At 72.4% G+C, this 18675-nt stretch carries 18 protein-coding genes; 9 read left to right on the top strand and 9 right to left on the bottom strand.

Annotated elements, in window-relative coordinates:
- The 4 genes from ABT116_RS27575 to ABT116_RS27560 all read right to left on the bottom strand — a co-directional run.
- Positions 1-554 (bottom strand): CDP-alcohol phosphatidyltransferase family protein (locus tag ABT116_RS27575; protein WP_351639207.1); only part of this gene is annotated, 554 nt, incomplete at its 3' end.
- The gene (locus ABT116_RS27570) at positions 532-1593 is read right to left on the bottom strand and encodes an iron-containing alcohol dehydrogenase family protein (RefSeq protein WP_351639204.1); all 1062 of its coding nucleotides are present in this window, start codon (positions 1591-1593) and stop codon (positions 532-534) included. The genes ABT116_RS27575 and ABT116_RS27570, both read right to left, overlap by 23 nt.
- Positions 1581-2333 (bottom strand): phosphocholine cytidylyltransferase family protein, encoded by a 753-nt coding sequence (locus ABT116_RS27565; protein ID WP_351639201.1) that lies wholly within the window; start codon positions 2331-2333, stop codon positions 1581-1583. The genes ABT116_RS27570 and ABT116_RS27565 overlap by 13 nt, the downstream gene beginning before the upstream one ends.
- A complete protein-coding gene (locus ABT116_RS27560) occupies positions 2330-4147 on the bottom strand; it encodes a DUF5941 domain-containing protein (RefSeq protein WP_351639198.1) in 1818 nt (605 codons plus the stop codon). The genes ABT116_RS27565 and ABT116_RS27560 overlap by 4 nt, the downstream gene beginning before the upstream one ends.
- 279 nt (positions 4148-4426) lie before the next feature.
- On the opposite strand from ABT116_RS27560, the gene galE reads away from it, so the two are divergent.
- From galE to idi, 3 genes are all read left to right on the top strand, one after another.
- Positions 4427-5398, top strand: coding sequence for a UDP-glucose 4-epimerase GalE (gene galE / locus ABT116_RS27555; protein WP_351639195.1), 972 nt, complete (start codon positions 4427-4429; stop codon positions 5396-5398).
- Positions 5399-5545: 147 nt separating this feature from the next.
- Positions 5546-6484 carry a cation diffusion facilitator family transporter gene (locus ABT116_RS27550; RefSeq protein ID WP_351639194.1) on the top strand — a complete coding sequence of 313 codons (939 nt, stop codon included), beginning with the start codon at positions 5546-5548 and terminating at the stop codon, positions 6482-6484.
- A gap of 334 nt (positions 6485-6818) precedes the next feature.
- Entirely contained in the window at positions 6819-7412 is a 594-nt protein-coding gene (idi, locus tag ABT116_RS27545; protein ID WP_351639192.1) for an isopentenyl-diphosphate Delta-isomerase, read from the top strand.
- 22 nt (positions 7413-7434) lie between these two features.
- Here the strand turns inward: idi and ABT116_RS27540 are convergent, their stop codons facing one another.
- The gene (locus tag ABT116_RS27540) at positions 7435-7941 is read right to left on the bottom strand and encodes an ATP-binding protein (RefSeq protein ID WP_351639189.1); all 507 of its coding nucleotides are present in this window, start codon (positions 7939-7941) and stop codon (positions 7435-7437) included.
- Positions 7942-8159: 218 nt separating this feature from the next.
- On the opposite strand from ABT116_RS27540, the gene ABT116_RS27535 reads away from it, so the two are divergent.
- Entirely contained in the window at positions 8160-8915 is a 756-nt protein-coding gene (locus ABT116_RS27535; RefSeq protein ID WP_351639184.1) for an enoyl-CoA hydratase/isomerase family protein, read from the top strand.
- Here ABT116_RS27535 and ABT116_RS27530 read toward each other — a convergent pair.
- Positions 8902-9537 (bottom strand): DJ-1/PfpI family protein, encoded by a 636-nt coding sequence (locus ABT116_RS27530; RefSeq protein ID WP_351639179.1) that lies wholly within the window; start codon positions 9535-9537, stop codon positions 8902-8904. The genes ABT116_RS27535 and ABT116_RS27530 overlap by 14 nt on opposite strands.
- A gap of 32 nt (positions 9538-9569) precedes the next feature.
- On the bottom strand, positions 9570-10529 hold the full coding sequence (locus tag ABT116_RS27525; protein ID WP_351639175.1) for a GlxA family transcriptional regulator: 960 nt from the start codon (positions 10527-10529) through the stop codon (positions 9570-9572).
- 113 nt (positions 10530-10642) lie between these two features.
- Between ABT116_RS27525 and ABT116_RS27520 the strand changes: the two genes are divergently transcribed.
- From ABT116_RS27520 to ABT116_RS27505, 4 genes are all read left to right on the top strand, one after another.
- A complete protein-coding gene (locus ABT116_RS27520) occupies positions 10643-11512 on the top strand; it encodes an SCO6745 family protein (RefSeq protein WP_351639172.1) in 870 nt (289 codons plus the stop codon).
- 74 nt (positions 11513-11586) lie between these two features.
- Positions 11587-11712 (top strand): LPFR motif small protein, encoded by a 126-nt coding sequence (locus ABT116_RS27515; protein ID WP_267889763.1) that lies wholly within the window; start codon positions 11587-11589, stop codon positions 11710-11712.
- 99 nt (positions 11713-11811) lie between these two features.
- Entirely contained in the window at positions 11812-14208 is a 2397-nt protein-coding gene (locus ABT116_RS27510; RefSeq protein ID WP_351639168.1) for a Tex family protein, read from the top strand.
- Between the two features lie 138 nt (positions 14209-14346).
- The gene (locus ABT116_RS27505; RefSeq protein WP_351639166.1) at positions 14347-14895 is read left to right on the top strand and encodes a putative glycolipid-binding domain-containing protein; all 549 of its coding nucleotides are present in this window, start codon (positions 14347-14349) and stop codon (positions 14893-14895) included.
- Here ABT116_RS27505 and ABT116_RS27500 read toward each other — a convergent pair.
- Both ABT116_RS27500 and ABT116_RS27495 read right to left on the bottom strand, forming a co-directional pair.
- On the bottom strand, positions 14892-16532 hold the full coding sequence (locus tag ABT116_RS27500; protein ID WP_351639164.1) for an ABC-F family ATP-binding cassette domain-containing protein: 1641 nt from the start codon (positions 16530-16532) through the stop codon (positions 14892-14894). The two genes, ABT116_RS27505 and ABT116_RS27500, sit on opposite strands and share 4 nt — an antisense overlap.
- A gap of 29 nt (positions 16533-16561) precedes the next feature.
- Positions 16562-17584 (bottom strand): oxidoreductase, encoded by a 1023-nt coding sequence (locus ABT116_RS27495; RefSeq protein ID WP_351639162.1) that lies wholly within the window; start codon positions 17582-17584, stop codon positions 16562-16564.
- A gap of 67 nt (positions 17585-17651) precedes the next feature.
- On the opposite strand from ABT116_RS27495, the gene ABT116_RS27490 reads away from it, so the two are divergent.
- Entirely contained in the window at positions 17652-18602 is a 951-nt protein-coding gene (locus ABT116_RS27490; RefSeq protein WP_351639159.1) for an FAD-dependent oxidoreductase, read from the top strand.
- Positions 18603-18675 lie beyond the last annotated feature (73 nt).

Here is an 18675-nt window from a genome sequence, read left to right as displayed (position 1 = left end):
CGCATCTCGGCGGCGGCCTCCTTGACCGGCGGCTTCCCGGCCTGGTGCCGGGCGACACCGACGAGGTCGGTCTCGGCCTTGATGAGGATGGCGCCGAGGGCGGCCAGGGTGCCGAGGAAGGCCCACAGCCAGTCGATGCGGCCGCTGCCCCACAGGTCGGCGGCGCGCAGGCCGAAGCCGACGAGCACGGCGGCGTCGGTCAGGTAGGCGCCGACACGGTCCAGGTAGACCCCGTTGAGCGAGTACTGCTTCTTCCAGCGCGCGATCTCGCCGTCGACGCAGTCCAGCAGCAGATACATCTGGACGCACACCACACCGAGCACGGCGCCCGCGATCCCCGGCACGAGCAGTGCCGGGGCCGCGAGCACACCGAAGACGGTCATCAGGTAGGTGAGCTGGTTGGGCGTGACCCTGGTGTTGACCAGGTAGCGGTCGACCCGCAGGGACACCTCGCGCATGTAGAGGCGTCCCATCCAGTGCTCACCGCTGCGCCGGTCCTTCACCCCCGCGGGGTGAACGACGGGGCGGAGTTCAGCTACCGATGGCCTTGACATAGTCGGTGTAGATGTCCTTGATCTGTTCGGTGTTCAGGTCGAGGTGTTCGAGGATGGTGTAGCGGCCGGGCCGGGTTTCCGGGGCGAACTCGACGGCCTTGACGAACTCGTCCGTCGTGAAGCCGATCTCGTCCGGCAGCACGGGCAGGCCGTGGCGGCGCAGCACCTCGGCCATGTACGCCGATTCCTCGTGCGCCCCGCGCAGCCACATCGCGAAGGCCGCGCCGAGGCCGCACTGCTCGCCGTGGGCGGCGGCGCGCTTCGGGTAGAGCAGGTCGAAGGCGTGGTTGATCTCGTGGCACGCCCCGGAGGACGGCCGTGAGTCGCCCGACACCGACATCGCGATGCCGCTGAGGACCAGCGCCTCGGCGAGCACCTGGAGGAAGTCGTTGTCGCCGATGCCGCCCGGGTGCCGCAGCACGGCCTCACCGGCCTGGCGGGCCATGGCCGCCGCGAGGCCGTCGATCCGTTCGCCCTTGACACGGTTGGCCAGCTCCCAGTCGGCGATCGCCGAGATGTTGGAGACGGCGTCGCCGATGCCGGCGCGGACGTAGCGGACCGGGGCCTCACGGATGACGTCCAGGTCGATGACGACGGCGATCGGGTTCGGCACACCGTAGGAGCCGCGGCCCGCGTCGTTGTCGAGGGTGGCGACCGGCGAGCACAGGCCGTCGTGCGCGAGGTTCGTGGGCACGGCGACCAGGGGCAGGCCGACGCGTGCCGCGGCGAACTTGGCGCAGTCGATGATCTTGCCGCCGCCGAGGCCGACGACCGCGTCGAAGTGGCCGGCCTTTATGTCGCTCGCCAGCCGCACCGCGTCGTCGAGGGTGCCGCCGCCGACCTCGTACCAGGTGGCGCCGGGCATGCTCGGCGAGATGCGCTCGCGCAGCTTGGCGCCGGAGCCGCCGCTGACGGCGACGGCGAGGCGGCCGGAGTGCGAGATGCGCTCGTCGGCGAGGACGCACGCCAGGTCGTCGAGGGCACCCGGGCGGATGTCGACGACCAGCGGCGAGGGGATGAGCCGGGTCAGTACTGGCATGCGATCTCCCGTCCCCGGGCGAGATCGTCGTGGTTGTCGATCTCCACCCACTTGACGTCGCCGATCGGCGCCACGTCGATACGGAAGCCGCGGTTGACGAGCTCCTGGTAGCCGTGCTCGTAGAACTGCTGCGGGTCGGTCTCCCACACGGCCTTGAGAGCGTCGGCCAGCTCGGGGGCGGCGTCGCCCTCGATGAGGGTGACGCCGATGTACTCGCCGGTGGCCTCGGCGGGGTCCATCAGCTTGGTGATCTTCGTCATGCCCTTCTCGGCGTCGACGACGACCTTCATCTCCTCGTCCGCGAGGTCCTTGACCGTGTCCAGGGCGAGGATGATCTTCTTGCCGTCGCCGCGGGCGGCGAGCAGCGTCTTCTCGACGGAGACCGGGTGGACGGTGTCGCCGTTGGCGAGGATCACCCCGTCCTTGAGGGCGTCACGCCCGCACCACAGGGAGTAGGCGTTGTTCCACTCCTCGGCCTTGTCGTTGTCGATGAGGGTGAGCTTGAGGCCGTACTTCTGCTCAAGGGCTTCCTTGCGCGCGTACACCGCCTCCTTGCGGTAGCCGACGATGATCGCGACCTCGTTGAGACCGATCTCGGCGAAGTTGCCGAGGGTCAGGTCGAGAACCGTGGGTTCGCCTTCTATGCCCGCGGGGCCCACCGGCACCAGTGCCTTGGGGAGGCTGTCGGTGTAGGGGCGCAGACGCCGTCCGGCGCCGGCCGCGAGCACGAGGCCGATCATGCGGTTTCTCCTTCATCGTGTACGGCGGGTGCGCCGCCCTGGTGGGCGCCGACCCAGAAGCGGATGCTCTCGACGAGCACCACGAGGGCCACAGCCACGGCCAGTGCCGTGAGCGCGACCGTGAACTGCGAGGCGGTGAGCAGCGCGGCGAGGACGGTGACGAGCAGCGTCCGTCCTTCGTGCCCCCCGATGGAGCGCACCAGCCAGGCCGGGGGCGCTCCGGCGTCGCCGCGGATGCGGTAGACCGTGTCGTAGTGATGGTAGGCGACCGCGGCCACCAGCCCGAAGGCCGCCGGGAGGGCTCCGTTCACGTCCGCCTTGGCCGCGAGAACGAGGACCGTGCCGTATTCGGCGGCGCGCAGGAACGGCGGGACCAGCCAGTCGAGGGCGCCCTTGAGGGGGCGGGCGACGGCGAGGCCTGAGGTCAGGGCGTAGCCGAGGGCCGCGACGAGCGGCCAGGGGCCGCCGAAGTCCGTCAGCGCCGCGGTGAGGACGACGGCGAGAGCGCCGAGCAGGGCGACGACGGGGGCGGTGAAGCCCGGCAGCCTGCGAGCGGGCTTCTTGAGCGCCTCGGCGAAGCCCTGTGCGAGGGGGCCGCTGTCGGCGAGGTCGGCCAGGGCGGCGGCCGCCCGGTCGGTCCGCCTGGCCTTGCGGGTCAGGGAGCGCAGCACCCGCCCCGCCGTGGTGTACATCGCCGCGAAGGCGCAGCCGATGAGCAGCGCGTAGAAGGTGATGCGGGGAGTCGTGACCGCCGTGAGCACCGCGATCATCGCCCAGCGCTCGCCGATGGGCAGGACGATCATCCGCCGTACCCAGACCGTCCAGCCGACGCTGTCGAGCCTGTCGGATAGGGCGGCGGTGGGGCTGGTGTTGGCGGTGGCGTCGTGGTTGGCCTCGTTGAAGGAGAAGTCCACGACGTGCCGGCAGGTCTGCAGGACCATGGCGCCGAGGGCCAGGGCCCACACGTCGTCGCCGCCGCGGGCGGCGCCGAGCGCGAGGCCGGCGTAGTAGGCGTACTCCTTGGCCCGGTCGAAGGTGGCGTCCAGCCAGGCGCCGAGCGTGGAGTACTGCAGGGAGTAGCGGGCGAGCTGGCCGTCGGTGCAGTCCAGCACGAAGGACGCGATCAGCAGGACGCCGGCCGCGACGAAGCCGCCGCGGGTTCCGGTGGCCGCGCAGGCCGCCGCTATGAGGGCGGTGATCAGCGAGGCGGTGGTGACCTGGTTCGGGGTCAGGCCGCGGCGGGCGCACCAGCGGGCGATGTAGCGGGAGTACGGACTGATGCAGTAGGTGGTGAAGAAGCCGTCGCGGGCCTTCACGGCCGACTTCAGGCGTACGGCCTCGTCGTCGACGTCGCTCACGGCCTGCCGGGCCTCGTTGCGGGCCTGCGGGTCGGCGGGGACGGCGGCGACGAGACTGCCCAGCTCGGGGCGGTGCACGGCGGTGCCGTCGGCGTCGAGGGCGGTGAGGATGCGGTCGGCGAGGCTGCCGCCGACCAGCGTGGTGCCGCCGCCGGCGGAGTTCTCGCGGGCCATCGCCCGGGTCAGGGCCTGGCGGCCGGCGGGCTGGGCGGTGACGGCGCCGGGGATCGCGGCGAGCGGGAAGCGGGGGTCGGTGAGGCCGAGGCGCAGCGCGTGCACGTGGCCCACGAAGCGGGCGTCGACCAGGGCGACCCGCTCGTCGCCGGATACCTCGGCGAGGAGGGTCTCGGCCTCGGCGGCGTCGGTCGCGGTCCGGAGGTCGAACCCGAGGGACCGCAGGTCGGCCTCGATCGACGATCCGGGGACCGGCTGGCCGGTGAGGATGGCGGTCGACAACCGAATTCACTCCCTGGGTACCGACGCGTCCGCGTAGGTGACGTACATGATGGGGGCGCCTTCTCCGGTGGCTCCCGGGCGGCGTGTCGGCAGAGGCTATCGGATGCCGGGAGGGCCACGTTCACCGCCCGTTCGGCGGATGGATCGACGTGGTTCGCACGAGCCTTTGCCGCGATCATCATCGTGGATCCGGGGCCTGCCCCACAAACCGCGCCCCCCTTAAGCGGACATCGAGGACATTGCGCTGGCTGTGTCCTTGGCCGCATAGGGTGGGCGACCATGACGTGGCTGATCACCGGCGGTGCCGGCTATATCGGAGCACATGTGGCCAGGGCCATGACCGAGGCCGGGGAACGCGTTCTCGCCCTGGACGACCTGTCGGCCGGGGTTCCCGCGCGCCTCCCTGTCGAGGTCCCGCTCGTGCGGGGCTCCTCGCTGGACGGGGAGCTGCTGAAGCGGGTCTTCGCCGAGCACGGCGTGACCGGCGTGGTGCATCTCGCGGCGCGCAAGCAGGTCGCCGAGTCCGTCGCGCAGCCGACGCGCTACTACCGGGAGAACGTCGGCGGCCTCGTGACCCTGCTGGACGCGGTCGCCGAGGCCGGGATCGAGCGCTTGGTGTTCTCCTCGTCGGCCGCCGTGTACGGCGACCCGGGTGTGGACCTCATCACGGAGGACACCCCCTGCGCGCCGGTGAACCCCTACGGCGAGACCAAGCTGGCCGGGGAGTGGCTGGTGCGGGCGGCGGGGCAGGCGCACGGGATCTCCACCGTATGTCTGCGCTATTTCAACGTGGCGGGCGCCGCCGCGCCGGAACTTGCGGACACGGGCGTCTTCAACATCGTCCCGATGGTCTTCGACCGGCTGACCCGCGACGAGGCGCCCAGGATCTTCGGCGACGACTATCCGACCCCGGACGGCACCTGCATCCGTGACTACATTCACGTCGCCGACCTCGCCGAGGCCCATCTGGCGGCGGCCCGGCGACTGGCCGGGGGCGGCGGCAAGGGTGATCTGACGGTCAACATCGGCCGTGGCGAGGGTGTCTCGGTCCGCGAACTCGTCACGGTCATCGGCGAGGTCACAGGCGACCGCCGGCCTCCGCTCGTCGAGGAGCGCCGCCCCGGAGACGCCCCTCGGGCGGTGGCATCGGCCGCCCGGGCGGCCGCCGAGCTCGGCTGGACCGCCCGGCGCGGGGTGCGCGAGATGACCGAGTCGGCCTGGCGGGGCTGGCAGCTGCACCACGGCTCCTGATCGACCGCGGCGCCCTGACCTGCGCATCGTTTCCGCAGGTCAGGGCACATGACAACGGTGTTCAGTGCCGCTTTGCACATACCCCCTCCCCGTAGTTCACTGGGGTCCCCGAGCACGATCAGGCGAACACAGGGAGGCTGACTTCTCATGGGGGCTGGGCACGATCACGGGCACGCGCACGGCGCGGGGGCCGGCGGTACGGCGACCTCGGCGTACCGCGGCAGGCTGCGCGTCGCGCTGGCGATCACGCTCGGCATCGTGGTCGTGCAGATTGTCGGCGGCGCCCTGGCAGACTCCCTGGCGCTCGTCGCGGACTCCGCGCACATGGCGACGGACGCCCTGGGCCTCGGCATGGCGCTGCTCGCGATCCACTTCGCGAACCGGCCGCCCAGCGAGCGGGCCACCTTCGGCTACGCCCGGGCCGAGATCCTCGCCGCCCTGGCCAACTGTCTGCTGCTGCTCGGGGCCGGCGGGTACGTCGTGTACGAGTCGGTCCAGCGCTTCATCACGCCGGCCGAGACCGAGGGCCGGCTGGCGCTGCTGTTCGGTGCGATCGGCCTGGTCGCGAACCTGGTGTCGCTGTCGCTGCTGATGCGCGGGCAGAAGGAGAGCCTGAACGTGCGCGGCGCGTTCCTGGAGGTGGCGGCCGACGCCCTGGGTTCGGTCACGGTGATCGTCTCGTCGGTGGTGATCATGCTCACGGGCTGGCAGGCCGCCGACCCGATCGCCTCGCTCGTCATCGCGCTGATGATCGCGCCCCGGACGTGGAAGCTGCTGAGCGAGACGCTGTCCGTGCTGCTGGAGGCCGCTCCCAAGGGCGTCGACATGGCGGAGGTGCGGTCGCACATCCTCGCCACGGACGGTGTGGAGGACGTGCACGACCTGCACGCCTGGACGATCACCTCCGGTATGCCGGTGCTGTCGGCGCACGTCGTCGTCAGCTCGGAGGCCCTGAACGCGATAGGCCACGAGAAGATGCTCCACGAGCTCCAGGGCTGCCTCGGCGACCACTTCGACGTGGAGCACTGCACCTTCCAGCTGGAGCCGAGCGGGCACGCGGAGCACGAGGCACGGCTCTGCCACTGACGCGGTGGCTCCGGAGGCGTGTGAGTCGGTGGGGCAGGTGGGAGCAGACGGGGCAGGTGGGAGCTGGTGGGGCGCACTTCGACGTGCGTGCGCCGGAGAACGCAACCTTTCGCCACACGACCCGCGCCCTGAGCCCCACAGCCTCGGCAGGGACGAATTTCCGCCCGCCCGGCCGGGCACGATCATCTACCGGGCCCCTCTTTTTCCCGGCGTCCGACCGGTGCGGGCCGCGGTCCGCGCCGCCGCGCGGGACATGCGGGCGTGCCGCGAAGTGCCGGGAGTGCCGGATTCGTACGGCAGACTTGGGGCGCGAAGACCGATGTGAAGGATGGGTATGCCGATCACACCTGCCACCGCGACGCACCACCCGTCGAACGGCACCGCAGACGCGATTTTGCTGGAACTGGTCGACGAGGACGGCGTGACGATCGGCACCGCGGAGAAGCTCGCCGCCCACCAGCCGCCCGGTCAGCTGCATCGCGCGTTCTCGGTGTTCCTCTTCGACGAGTACGGCCGGCTGCTCCTCCAGCAGCGCGCGCTGGGCAAGTACCACTCCCCCGGTGTGTGGTCCAACACGTGCTGCGGCCACCCCTACCCCGGCGAGGCGCCGTTCGCGGCGGCGGCGCGGCGCACGTTCGAGGAGCTCGGCGCCTCCCCGTCCCTGCTGGCCGAGGCGGGCACGGTCCGCTACAACCACCCGGACCCGGAGTCCGGTCTGGTGGAGCAGGAGTACAACCACCTCTTCGTCGGCATGGTGCAGGCCGTGGTGCGGCCGGACGCGGAGGAGGTGGCGTCGACGGTGTTCGTGACCCCGCCGGAGCTGGCGGAGCGGCACGCCAAGGACACCTTCTCGTCCTGGTTCATGACCGTCCTGGACGCGGCCCGGCCGGCGATCAGGGAGCTGACGGGCCCCTCGGCCGGCTGGTGACCGGGGCCCGGCGACGGGCCCGTCAGGCGAAGCGCGCGGGTTTGAGCGGCAGGGCGGCCCAGATCACCTTGCCGCCGCTCGCGGTGTACTCGACCTCGCACACGCCGCCCGCCTCCCGGGTGACCTCGCGCACCAGGAGCAGTCCGCGCCCCCCGGTACGGCCGTGGTCCGTCTCCAGGGCGGTGGGCCGGTACGGGTGGTTGTCCTCCACGGACACCCGGAGCCACTCGGCGCCGACGGCCAGCTCGACGGCGATCGTCGGGGACAGCACGGCCGCGTGCTTCACGGCGTTCGTCACCAGCTCCGAGACGATCAGCAGCAGCCCCTGCGCCAGGTCGTCCGAGACCGGTACGCCCTGACGCAGCAGCAGGTCTCGTACGGCGTGCCGGGCCTGGGGGACCGAGGCGTCGACCGCTGGTGCGGTGAACCTCCAGATCCCTTCGTACGGCAGCGGATCCGCGGGCCCCGGGCCGAGGGGCGCCGCGCCGCCCTCTGGGCGCGGACCGAACCCACGCCCGTCGTCGTCCATAGTCCGGTCGCCACCCTCGCGCTCGATTGTCGCCACACACCGAGTGTTGGTAACGATGCGCCTCGCACCCCGGGACTGAACAGAAGTCAGCAAGTATCGAGCGCTTCTGACCGTTGGCGTATGACACGGTCAGTTGTGGGACTGGTCCTGTCCCTGTTGTGCCATCTCGGCGAACTATTCGGGTTGTACGGGTTTGGCATCCGGATAGCATCCGGCGCATGGAGCCGCAGCTGGAGCACCGCGTGACCGACTCGGTCGCGACGGTCGTCATACGTCATCCCGAGAAGCGCAACGCCATGACGGCCGCGATGTGGCGCTCCCTTCCCGTCCTGCTGGAGGAGCTCGCGGGGGACCCGGCCGTACGGGCGCTGGTGCTGACCGGTGAGGGCGGCACGTTCTGCGCCGGGGCCGACATCTCGACCCTGCGGGGCTCGCCCGAGGAGGCGCAGGGGCTGGCCGTGCGGGCCGAGGAGGCGCTGGCCGCGTTCCCGAAGCCGACGCTGGCCGCGATCCGGGGTCACTGCGTGGGCGGCGGGTCGCAGCTGGCGGCGGCCTGTGATCTGCGGTTCGCCGAGGAGGGCGGGCTGTTCGGTGTGACGCCCGCGAAGCTCGGCATCGTCTACCCGGCCTCCTCGACCCGGCGGCTGGTGTCCCTGGTGGGACCGGCCACCGCCAAGTACCTGCTGTTCTCGGGGGAGTTGATCGACGCGCAGCGGGCGCTGCGCACCGGGCTGGTGGACGAAGTGCTGCCCGAGGGCGAACTCGGCAAGCGGGTCGCCGAGTTCACCCGGATCCTGGCATCCCGTTCACAGCTGACGCAGGCGGCGGCCAAGGAGTTCGCGGACGGGCGCACGGACCGGGACGCGCACTGGGCCGGGCAGGCGCGCGCCAGCGGCGACACCGCCGAGGGTGTCGCCGCCTTCCTGGAGCGGCGGCAACCGCGGTTCGGCTGGAGCGTGCCTACGTCAGGGTGAGGTCGAGGTGCGACCGGAGCAGCTCGACGAGGTGCCCGGGGGCCTTCTCGGGCGATCCGGAGTCGTAGGGCGGCTGCGGGTCGTACTCGGTGGCGAGCTGGACGAGCTGGGCATGGTCGTCGCCCGCGATCCGGCCGAGGAGCATCAGGCCCATGTCGATGCCGGAGGAGACGCCGGCGGCGGTGACGTACTTGCCGTCGGTGACGACCCGCTCCCCCGTCGGCTCGGCGCCGTGGCGCTTCAGCTCCTCCAGGGCCAGCCAGTGGGACGTCGCCCGGCGGCCCCTGAGGAGTCCGGCGGCGGCGAGCAGCAGGGAGCCGGTGCACACGGACGTCGTCCAGGTGCTGGTGGCGTCGGCCGTGCGCAGCCAGGTGAGCAGGGGCCCGTCGGCCGCCAGCGGGAGGGGGCCCGGGCCGCCGGGGACCACGATGATGTCGGGGTGCGGTACGTCGGCCAGGGCCCGGTCGGCGGTGAGCGCGAGGTTTCCGGAGTCGTTCCGCACGGGGCCGGCCTGCTCGGCCACGAAGACGGTCTCCGCGCCGGGGACCCGGCCGAGGGTTTCGTAGGGTCCGACGGCGTCGAGGGCGGTGAAGCGGTCGTAGAGGACGATGGCGATCTGCATGGGGTCCCTTCGGTCTGCTGATGTCGATGGGGTCAGGGTGTGGTGGCGGGGCGGAAGCGGCGGCGGTACTCGGCCGGGGGCGTCCCCAGGGTTCTGACGAAGGCGCGGCGCATGGCCTCGGGCGTGCCGTAGCCGCTGGTGCGGGCGATCTCCTCGATGCCGTCGGCGGTGTCCTCCAGCAGGCGCCGGGCGTGTTCGAGGCGGACGCGGTCCACGTAGCGGCCCGGTGTCATGCCGGTCTCGGCGCGGAAGGCGCGGGCGAAGTGGCGGGGTGAGAGGCGGGCGCGGGCGGCGAGGGTGTCGACGCAGAGATCCCCGTCCGGGTGGTCGGTGATCCACCGCTGGACGTCCCGCAGGGGCTCGCGCTGTGCGGTCTGGGCCGCGAGCTGGGCGCTGAACTGGGCCTGGTTGCCGGGGCGGCGCAGGAACACCACCAGGTGTCGGGCGATGGTGAGGGCGGCGTCCCGGCCCAGGTCCTCCTCGACCAGGGCGAGCGCGAGGTCGATGCCGGCGGTGACACCGGCCGAGGTGGCGATGTGCCCGTCGCGCACGAAGACGGGGTCGGGGTCGATCTCGACGGCCGGGTGCTCGCGGGCGAGCCGGTCGCAGTAAGCCCAGTGGGTCGTGGCGCGGCGGCCGTCCAGGAGGCCCGCCGCGGCGAGCACGGCCGCGCCGGTGCAGACGGAGACCAGGCGGCCGGCGTGCGGGCCCCGCTCGCGCACCCAGGCCACCAGACGCGGATCGGGCCGCAGGCTGCCCGTTCCGCCGGGGACGAGGAGGATGTCCGGGTCCGGCGCGGCGGTCAGGGATCCGTCGGGTACGAGGGTCAGGCCGCTGGTGGTCCGCACGGGCGCGCCGTCCAGGGACGCCGTGCGGATCTCGTACGCGCCCGGGGCGAGCAGCTCCGCGCCCGCGAAGACCTCCACGGGCCCGGTGACGTCGAGACTCTGCAGGCCGTCGAAGAGGACGGCGAGAACCGTGCGCTGGACCATGCCGTCGATTCTTCGCGGGAGCGGAGTATGGCGGCAAGGACGAGTACCCCACCTTTCCTGCCACGGGCGCCGGGCCATGGAGTACATACCAAGCGGTTGGTAACCTGCCGGGCATGACGACTGCCGCTCTGGAGCCGCGCGCCGGCCGACGCTGCCACAACGTGCTCAACTCCCTGCACGCGACGCACTACTTCTCCCCCGACCTCGGGCGCGAGCTGGGCGCCGTCGGGGTCACCGACCCGCGTGCCGTGAACTTCGCCGTGCGGGCCGCCGCCTTCGGACCGGTCGGGGCCGGGGCCGTGACGGCCGCCTTCTACAACTACAAGTACGAACTCGTGGCCCGGTACGTGCCGGCGGTGTGGGAGACCGCCGCTCCCGGGCAGGTCCTGGCGGCACGTGCGCGTGCGGTCGACGCGACGTTGCGCCGGCTGCTCGGCGAGGAGGCCCTGGCGTCGGCGGAGATGGCCGAGGCCGCGCGGCTCGCGCTGCGTGCCGCCGAGGCCTGCTCGCGCGCGGCGCGGCCGCTGTACGCCGCCCACGCCGATCTGCCCGTCCCCGAGGAGCCGCACCTCGCCTACTGGCACGCGGCGACCCTGCTGCGCGAGCACCGCGGCGACGGGCACCTGGCCGCCCTGATGTCGGCGGGTCTCGACGGCCTGGAGGCGATGGTGACCCACACGGCGACGGGCAAGGGCATGACCCCGAGGTGGGTGTGCGCCACCCGGGGCTGGAGCCGGGACGAGTGGGACGCGGCGACGGACCGGCTGCGGGGGCGCGGGCTGCTGGAAACCTCCGGCGAACTCACCGAGCGGGGCGTGGCCCTGCGCCGGGAGATCGAGGACGAGACGGACCGCCTGGACCGCGCCCCGTACGAGCATCTCGGCCCGGCGGGAGTGGCCCGGCTGACCGAGCTGGGCGGGGTGTTCGCGCAGGCGGCGCTCAGGGCGGGGGCGTTCCCGGCGGATCTGATCGGCAAAGGGTGACGCATAGTGACGCGTCTGCGAGGTACCCGCACTCCACCGGCCGGCGCGGCCGGGAGTGGAGAAAGGGGAATTTCGTGTTCCGTGCTATCGCAGACGTGCTGCGCCAGATCGGCGGTGCCATCGCCACCGTCGTGACCCTGCCCTTCCGGGCCCTGGCCCGGCTGTTCGGCGGGGCCTCGTCCTCCACCCGCAGGGCCTGATCAGGACTCCGACCTGCCGGGTGCCGCCCTGATCCCCATGTGCCGGTGCCACCTGCCACAATTGCCGCGCAACCTCAGTGGAGAAGGCGGTACGGGATCGTGACGACACCCGGGTCCAACGGGTCCATCAACGCAGTGTCCATCGAAGGCAGGATCGCCGAGGAACTCGGCGTACGGGAGCGGCAGGTCAGGGCCGCCGTGGAACTGCTCGACGGCGGTTCTACGGTGCCCTTCATCGCCCGCTACCGCAAGGAAGCGACCGAGATGCTCGACGACGCGCAACTGCGCACCGTCGAGGAGCGACTGCGCTATCTGCGGGAGCTGGAGGAGCGGCGGACGGCGATCCTGGAGTCGGTGCGCGAGCAGGGCAAGCTCACCGAGGAGCTGGAGGCGAGCATCCGGGGCGCCGAGACGAAGGCGCGCCTGGAGGACATCTATCTCCCGTACAAGCCCAAGCGGCGCACCAAGGCGCAGATCGCCCGCGAGGCGGGGCTCGAGCCGCTGGCGGAGGGGCTGCTCGGCGATCCCGCCGTGGAGCCTCTCGCCGCGGCCGCCGCGTTCGTCGACGCCGACAAGGGCGTGGCGGATCCGCAGGCAGCCCTCGACGGCGCCCGGGCGATCCTCACCGAACGGTTCTCGGAGGACGCCGACCTGATCGGCGAACTGCGCGAGCGCATGTGGGTGCGCGGGCGGCTCGCCGCCAAGGTGCGGGAGGGCAAGGAGGAGGCGGGCGCGAAGTTCGCCGACTACTTCGACTTCGCCGAGCCGTTCACCGAGCTGCCCTCGCACCGCGTTCTCGCGATGCTCCGCGGCGAGAAGGAGGAGGTCCTCGACCTCGTCCTGGAGCCCGAGGAGCAGACGGACGGCCCCTCCTCGTACGAGGGGATCGTCGCCCACAAGTTCGGGATCGCCGACCGGGGCCGCCCCGGGGACAAGTGGCTGAAGGACACGGTCCGCTGGGCCTGGCGCACCCGCATCCTCGTCCACCTCGGCATCGACCTCAGGCTTCGGCTGCGTACGGCCGCCGAGGACGAGGCGGTGCGGGTCTTCGCGGCGAACCTGCGCGACCTGCTGCTCGCCGCCCCGGCGGGCACCCGCGCGACGCTCGGCCTCGACCCCGGCTTCCGTACGGGGGTGAAGGTCGCCGTGGTCGACGCGACCGGCAAGGTCGTCGCCACGGACGTCATCCACCCCCACGTCCCGGCCAACCGGTGGGACGAGGCCATCGCCAAGCTGGCCCGCCTCGCCAAGGAGCACGCGGTCGAGCTGGTCGCCATCGGCAACGGCACGGCGTCCCGCGAGACCGACAGGCTCGCCGGGGAACTGATCACCAAGCACCCTGAGCTGAACCTGACGAAGGTGATGGTGTCCGAGGCCGGCGCGTCCGTGTACTCGGCCTCCGCCTTCGCCTCGCAGGAGCTGCCCGACATGGACGTGTCGCTGCGCGGCGCCGTGTCGATCGCCCGCAGGCTCCAGGACCCGCTGGCCGAACTGGTGAAGATCGACCCGAAGTCGATCGGCGTCGGCCAGTACCAGCACGACCTGTCCGAGGTGAAGCTGTCGCGTTCGCTGGACGCGGTGGTGGAGGACTGTGTGAACGGCGTGGGCGTGGACGTCAACACGGCGTCGGCCCCGCTGCTCGCCCGGGTCTCCGGCATCACCTCCGGGCTCGCCGAGAACATCGTGGCGCACCGGGACCAGAACGGGCCGTTCAAGGCCCGCGGCGAGCTGAAGAAGGTGGCGCGGCTCGGCCCGAAGGCGTACGAGCAGTGCGCGGGCTTCCTGCGGATCCGCGGCGGTGACGACCCGCTGGACGCGTCGAGCGTGCACCCGGAGGCGTACCCGGTGGTCCGGCGCATGGTGAAGACCGCCGGGCAGGAGGTCGCCTCACTGGTCGGCAACACCGGCGTGCTGCGCTCGCTGAGGCCGCAGGACTTCGTGGACGAGAAGTTCGGTCTGCCCACCGTCACCGACATCCTGAAGGAGCTGGAGAAGCCCGGCCGCGACCCGCGCCCCGCCTTCAAGACGGCCGCCTTCAAGGACGGCGTGGAGAAGATCTCCGACCTGTCGTCCGGGATGATTCTGGAGGGCGTCGTGACGAACGTCGCCGCGTTCGGGGCGTTCGTCGACGTCGGTGTCCACCAGGACGGCCTGGTGCACGTCTCCGCGATGTCGAAGACGTTCGTGAAGGACCCGCGGGACGTGGTGAAGCCCGGGGACATCGTGAAGGTGAAGGTGCTCGACGTCGACATCCCGCGCAAGCGGATCTCGCTGACGCTGCGGCTTGAGGACGAGGCGGCCCCGCAGGGGCAGCAGGGCGGCTCCGGTGAGCGCCGGCAGCGGGGTGGGCGTCCGCCGCAGCAGCGGCAGGGTGGGCGCGGTGGTGGCCGGGGCGGTGGCGGTGGTTCGCGTCAGGCGCCGCCGCCTGCCAACAGCGCGATGGCCGATGCGCTGCGCCGCGCGGGGCTGGCGGATCCCAAGGGCGGCAAGCGCTGACTGTTCCTTCGGGGAGACCGTGGGGAGCTGCGGGCCCGTTGTGGCTGGTCGCGCTCGCGCGGCGGAGCCGCAATTCGAAACGGTCCCGCGCCCCTGGGAAAGAGGCGCTTCGCGCCCTTTCCGTTCTAGGGTTGCCGAATGCGTGCCATCACCTGGGAAGTATCCGGGAGCAAGGGGTTCGAGACCGCCTGGGTTCAGATCGCAGATGGCGTACTGCGTGCGCGTGGGCGGGCTGTCGGGACCGTTCCCGAGCCGTACTGGATCTCCTACGAACTCGAGACCGCCGAGGGCTTGGTGACCCGGCGGCTGAGCGTCGCGGCGGAGACCGGGGCCTGGACCCGCACCCTCGACCTGCGGCACGACGGTCATGGCCGATGGACCGCGAACGGCGAGCCGCTGCCCGCCGTCGACGGAGCGCTCGACTGCGACCTCGGGCTGTGCCCGCTCACCAACACCATGCCGGTGCTGCGGCACGGGCTCCATCGGGCGCCCGGCGAGCGGGAGTTCCTGATGGCCTGGGTCTCGGTGCCGGACCTGGCGGTGCGGCCGTCGCGGCAGACGTACACGCATCTCGGGCCCGGGCGGGTCCGCTACTCCTCCGGCGACTTCCGCAGTGACCTGGAGTTCGACGAGGAGGGGTTCGTCGTCGACTACCCGCGACTGGCCGGCCGACTGACGGCCCGTTAGCGCTCCGTCACCTTGCCGTCCGCCACCTCCAGGCGGCGGGTGACGTGCACGGCGTCCAGCATGCGGCGGTCGTGGGTGACCAACAGGAGGGTGCCCTCGTAGGCGTCCAGGGCGAACTCCAGTTGCTCGATGGCCGGCAGGTCGAGGTGGTTGGTCGGCTCGTCGAGGACCAGGAGGTTGACGCCCCGGCCCTGGAGCAGCGCCAGCGCGGCCCGGGTGCGCTCGCCCGGGGAGAGGCTCGCCGCCGGGCGCAGGACATGATCGGTCTTGAGGCCGAACTTGGCCAGGAGGGTGCGGATCTCGACCGGTTCGGTGTCGGGGAGGGCCGTGCGGAACGCGTCGAGCAGTGACTCCTCGCCGTGGAACAGCTTGCGCGCCTGGTCGACCTCGCCGAGCAGGACGCCCGAGCCGAGCGCGGCGTGCCCGGCGTCGAGCGGGACACGGCCGAGGAGGGCGGCGAGCAGCGTGGACTTTCCGGCGCCGTTCGCGCCCGTCACCGCCACCCGGTCCGCCCAGTCGATCTGCAGGGAGACGGGGCCGAGGACGAAGCCGCCGCGGCGCACCTCGGCGTCCCGCAGGGTCGCGACGACGGCGCCCGAGCGCGGGGCCGACGCGATCTCCATCCGCAGCTCCCACTCCTTGCGGGGCTCCTCGACGACGTCCAGGCGCTCGATCATGCGCTGGGTCTGGCGGGCCTTCGCGGCCTGCTTCTCGCTGGCCTCGCTGCGGAACTTGCGGCCGATCTTGTCGTTGTCGTTGCCCGCCTTGCGGCGCGCGTTCTTCACGCCCTTGTCCATCCAGGAGCGCTGCATCTGCGCGCGGTCCTGGAGGGCCGCCTTCTTGTCGGCGTACTCCTCGAACTCGTCGCGGGCGTGCCGGCGGGCGACCTCCCGCTCCTCCAGGTAGGCCTCGTAGCCGCCGCCGAAGAGGTTGATCTGCCGCTGGGCGAGGTCGAGTTCGAGGACCTTGGTGACGGTGCGGGTGAGGAACTCGCGGTCGTGGCTGACGACCACCGTGCCGGCGCGCAGGCCGCTCACGAAGCGTTCCAGGCGCTCCAGGCCGTCCAGGTCGAGGTCGTTGGTCGGCTCGTCGAGGAGGAAGACGTCGTAGCGGGACAGGAGCAGGGAGGCGAGTCCGGCGCGGGCCGCCTGGCCGCCGGACAGGGACGTCATCGGCTGGTCCAGGCCGACCGCGAGCCCGAGGCCGTCGGCGACCTCCTCGGCGCGTTCGTCGAGGTCGGCGCCGCCGAGGCCTAGCCAGCGCTCCAGGCTGGTGGCGTAGGCGTCGTCGGCGCCGGGCGCTCCGTCGACCAGGGCCTGGGTCGCCTCGTCCATGGTCCGCTGGGCCTCGGCGACGCCGGTGCGGCGGGCGAGGAACGCCCGTACGGTCTCGCCGGGCCGGCGGTCCGGTTCCTGCGGGAGGTGGCCGACGGTGGCGGTCGGCGGGGACAGGCGCAGTTCGCCCTGCTCGGGTGGGGTGAGTCCGGCGAGCATCCTGAGCAGGGTGGACTTGCCCGCGCCGTTGGCCCCGACCAGGCCGATCACATCGCCGGGCGCGACGACCAGGTCGAGCCCGGTGAACAGGGAGCGGTCGCCGTGGCCGGCGGCGAGGTTCTTGGCGACGAGGGTGGCAGTCATCAGGGCGCCGATCCTAGCCGCCGGGCCGCTCACTGCCTCACGGCCGCCACCAGGACGCTTCCGGAGGTGCGCGCCACGACGAACGACCGGCCCCTGGCCGCCTTCGCGTCGAGGGCGAGGCGGTGGCGGCCCGCTTCGAGGACGCCGTCGAAGATCTCGTGCGTGTGGGTGCGGGAGAGCCGGTCGAGGCGGTAGGCGGTGAGGGTGACGCGGCAGGCGGAGGTGACCTCGACGTCCGCGGCGCCGTCGGTCGCGGTGAGACCGGTGAGGCGGCGCTGCTCGGCCGGACTGCGGTCCAGGGCGTGTTCGATCTGGGCGACGAGGAGCGGCACGATCGGGGCGAGGCCGTCGACGTGGGCGACCGGGACCCCGGCGTGCTCGAAGGCGCGGCGGACGGCGGCACGTTCCTGCTCCCCGGCCGCGTGACCGAAGGCGACGGCGCCGTAGCCGCGGAGTTCGTCGGCGGGGACGCCGTCGGCGTCCCGGGCGATGTCGGCGCCGACCCCGATGGCGCGTAAGGCGGCGGCCAGCTTGGCGAGGACGGCGACGCGGGCGCCGATCAGCAGGACGCGGCGCCGGGGATCGGGCGCGGAGCCGTTCAGCAGGGCGCTCAGGGCCGTCCGGTACTCGTCGCCACGGAAGCGGAACGGACCGATGCCGTGGTAGCCGTTGAGCTCCAGGTCGGCGTGCTCGTCGGTCTGCCAGGCGAAGTCCCGCCAGACGAAGTCCTCGCCGTCGCCGCGGATCACCGCGGTGACCGCGCCGCAGGCCAGGTCCTCGCACTCGGGACAGCCGTAGACGACGTAACGGCCGCCGGGCAGCGGGGCCGGGCTTTCCAGGAGCAGGCTGCGGACCTGCGCGGTGAAGATCGCAGGCGGGACGTCGGAGGCGAGCGGGGAGACCGCGTCGAGGTCGGAGAGCCGGAACAACAGGGGGCGTCCGTCGACGATGAAGTCCACGAAGTCCCGGTGGACCTGGTAACCACCGTCGTTGCGTACTCCCCCGGCCCGCATCGCGGGCGCCAGGCCGAAGGTCGCGTACTCGGCACACATACGGTGAGTATCCCCACACTGCGGGTGATGTGAGCACGGCATGACGGATTCCGCTACGGTCCGGGGCATGACGCGTGCACCGAGTGGCGAGATCGTGGTGGTCGGCGGCGGGGTGGTCGGGCTGGCGACCGCCCTGGTTCTGGCGGAGCGGGGCCGGCGGGTGCGGGTGTGGACGCGGGACGCCGTCGAGGCGACCACCTCAGCCGTCGCGGGCGCGTTGTGGTGGCCGTACCGGATCGAGCCGGTCGCGACGGCACGCGTGTGGGCGCTGCGGTCGCTGGAGGTGTACGAGGAGCTGGCGGCAGGGGCCGGACCGGCCGGCGTACGCATGGTCGAGGGCGTACAGGGCGAGGTCCGCCTCGACGAGGCCGACGCCTGGCTGGCGGGCCGGGTGCCGGGGCTGCGGGCGGCCACGGCCGACGAATACGCGGGGACGGGCCTGTGGGCACGGCTGCCGCTCATCGACATGCCGGCCCATCTGCCGTGGCTGCGGGAGCGGTTCGTCGCGGCGGGCGGCGTGGTCGAGACGCGTACGGTGTCCTCCTTCGCGGAGGTGGACGCGCCCGTCGTGGTCAACTGCACGGGGCTCGCCGCGCGGGAGCTCGTGCCGGACCCTTCCGTGCGGCCCGTGCGCGGGCAGTTGGTCGTCGTGGAGAACCCCGGGATCGACACCTGGCTGGTCTCCACCGACGCGGCCGGGGAGCACGCGTACCTGTTCCCCCAGCCGGGCGGGCTCGTCCTCGGCGGTACCTCCGAGGAGGACGCGTGGTCGCTGGAGCCGGATCCCGCGACGGCCGAGGCGATCGTCCGCCGCTGTGCGGCCCTCAGGCCGGAGATCGCCGGCGCCCGCGTCCTGGGACACCGGGTGGGGTTGCGGCCCACCCGGCCGGCGGTCCGGCTGGAGCGTGACACCCTGCCGGACGGGCGGCTTCTGGTGCACAACTACGGCCACGGCGGCGCGGGCGTCACCGTGGCCTGGGGATGTGCGGAGGAGGCGGCCCGGCTGGTCTCCGGCTGAGCCGCGCGGCGCCACCCCGTGCCGGTGCGTCAGCCAGCGCACCCGGTTGGCGATTCCGCCGTGCGGCACGAGC

Origin of the sequence: Streptomyces sp. NPDC002130 (assembly GCF_040296465.1) — a bacterium.
Lineage (GTDB): Bacteria > Actinomycetota > Actinomycetes > Streptomycetales > Streptomycetaceae > Streptomyces.
The sequence above is the reverse complement of the archived record's forward strand: the minus strand, read 5'-3'. Positions and strand labels throughout refer to the sequence as shown.

Coding starts and splice junctions, on each gene's coding strand:
- ABT116_RS27535 (WP_351639184.1), top strand. CDS start 8,160: ATGGAGCCGCAGCTGGAGCACCGCGTGACCGACTCGGTCGCGACGGTC.
- ABT116_RS27570 (WP_351639204.1), bottom strand. CDS start 1,593: ATGCCAGTACTGACCCGGCTCATCCCCTCGCCGCTGGTCGTCGACATC.
- ABT116_RS27500 (WP_351639164.1), bottom strand. CDS start 16,532: ATGACTGCCACCCTCGTCGCCAAGAACCTCGCCGCCGGCCACGGCGAC.
- ABT116_RS27505 (WP_351639166.1), top strand. CDS start 14,347: ATGCGTGCCATCACCTGGGAAGTATCCGGGAGCAAGGGGTTCGAGACC.
- ABT116_RS27565 (WP_351639201.1), bottom strand. CDS start 2,333: ATGATCGGCCTCGTGCTCGCGGCCGGCGCCGGACGGCGTCTGCGCCCC.
- ABT116_RS27540 (WP_351639189.1), bottom strand. CDS start 7,941: ATGGACGACGACGGGCGTGGGTTCGGTCCGCGCCCAGAGGGCGGCGCG.
- ABT116_RS27525 (WP_351639175.1), bottom strand. CDS start 10,529: ATGGTCCAGCGCACGGTTCTCGCCGTCCTCTTCGACGGCCTGCAGAGT.
- ABT116_RS27530 (WP_351639179.1), bottom strand. CDS start 9,537: ATGCAGATCGCCATCGTCCTCTACGACCGCTTCACCGCCCTCGACGCC.
- galE (WP_351639195.1), top strand. CDS start 4,427: ATGACGTGGCTGATCACCGGCGGTGCCGGCTATATCGGAGCACATGTG.
- idi (WP_351639192.1), top strand. CDS start 6,819: ATGCCGATCACACCTGCCACCGCGACGCACCACCCGTCGAACGGCACC.
- ABT116_RS27490 (WP_351639159.1), top strand. CDS start 17,652: ATGACGCGTGCACCGAGTGGCGAGATCGTGGTGGTCGGCGGCGGGGTG.
- ABT116_RS27520 (WP_351639172.1), top strand. CDS start 10,643: ATGACGACTGCCGCTCTGGAGCCGCGCGCCGGCCGACGCTGCCACAAC.
- ABT116_RS27550 (WP_351639194.1), top strand. CDS start 5,546: ATGGGGGCTGGGCACGATCACGGGCACGCGCACGGCGCGGGGGCCGGC.
- ABT116_RS27495 (WP_351639162.1), bottom strand. CDS start 17,584: ATGTGTGCCGAGTACGCGACCTTCGGCCTGGCGCCCGCGATGCGGGCC.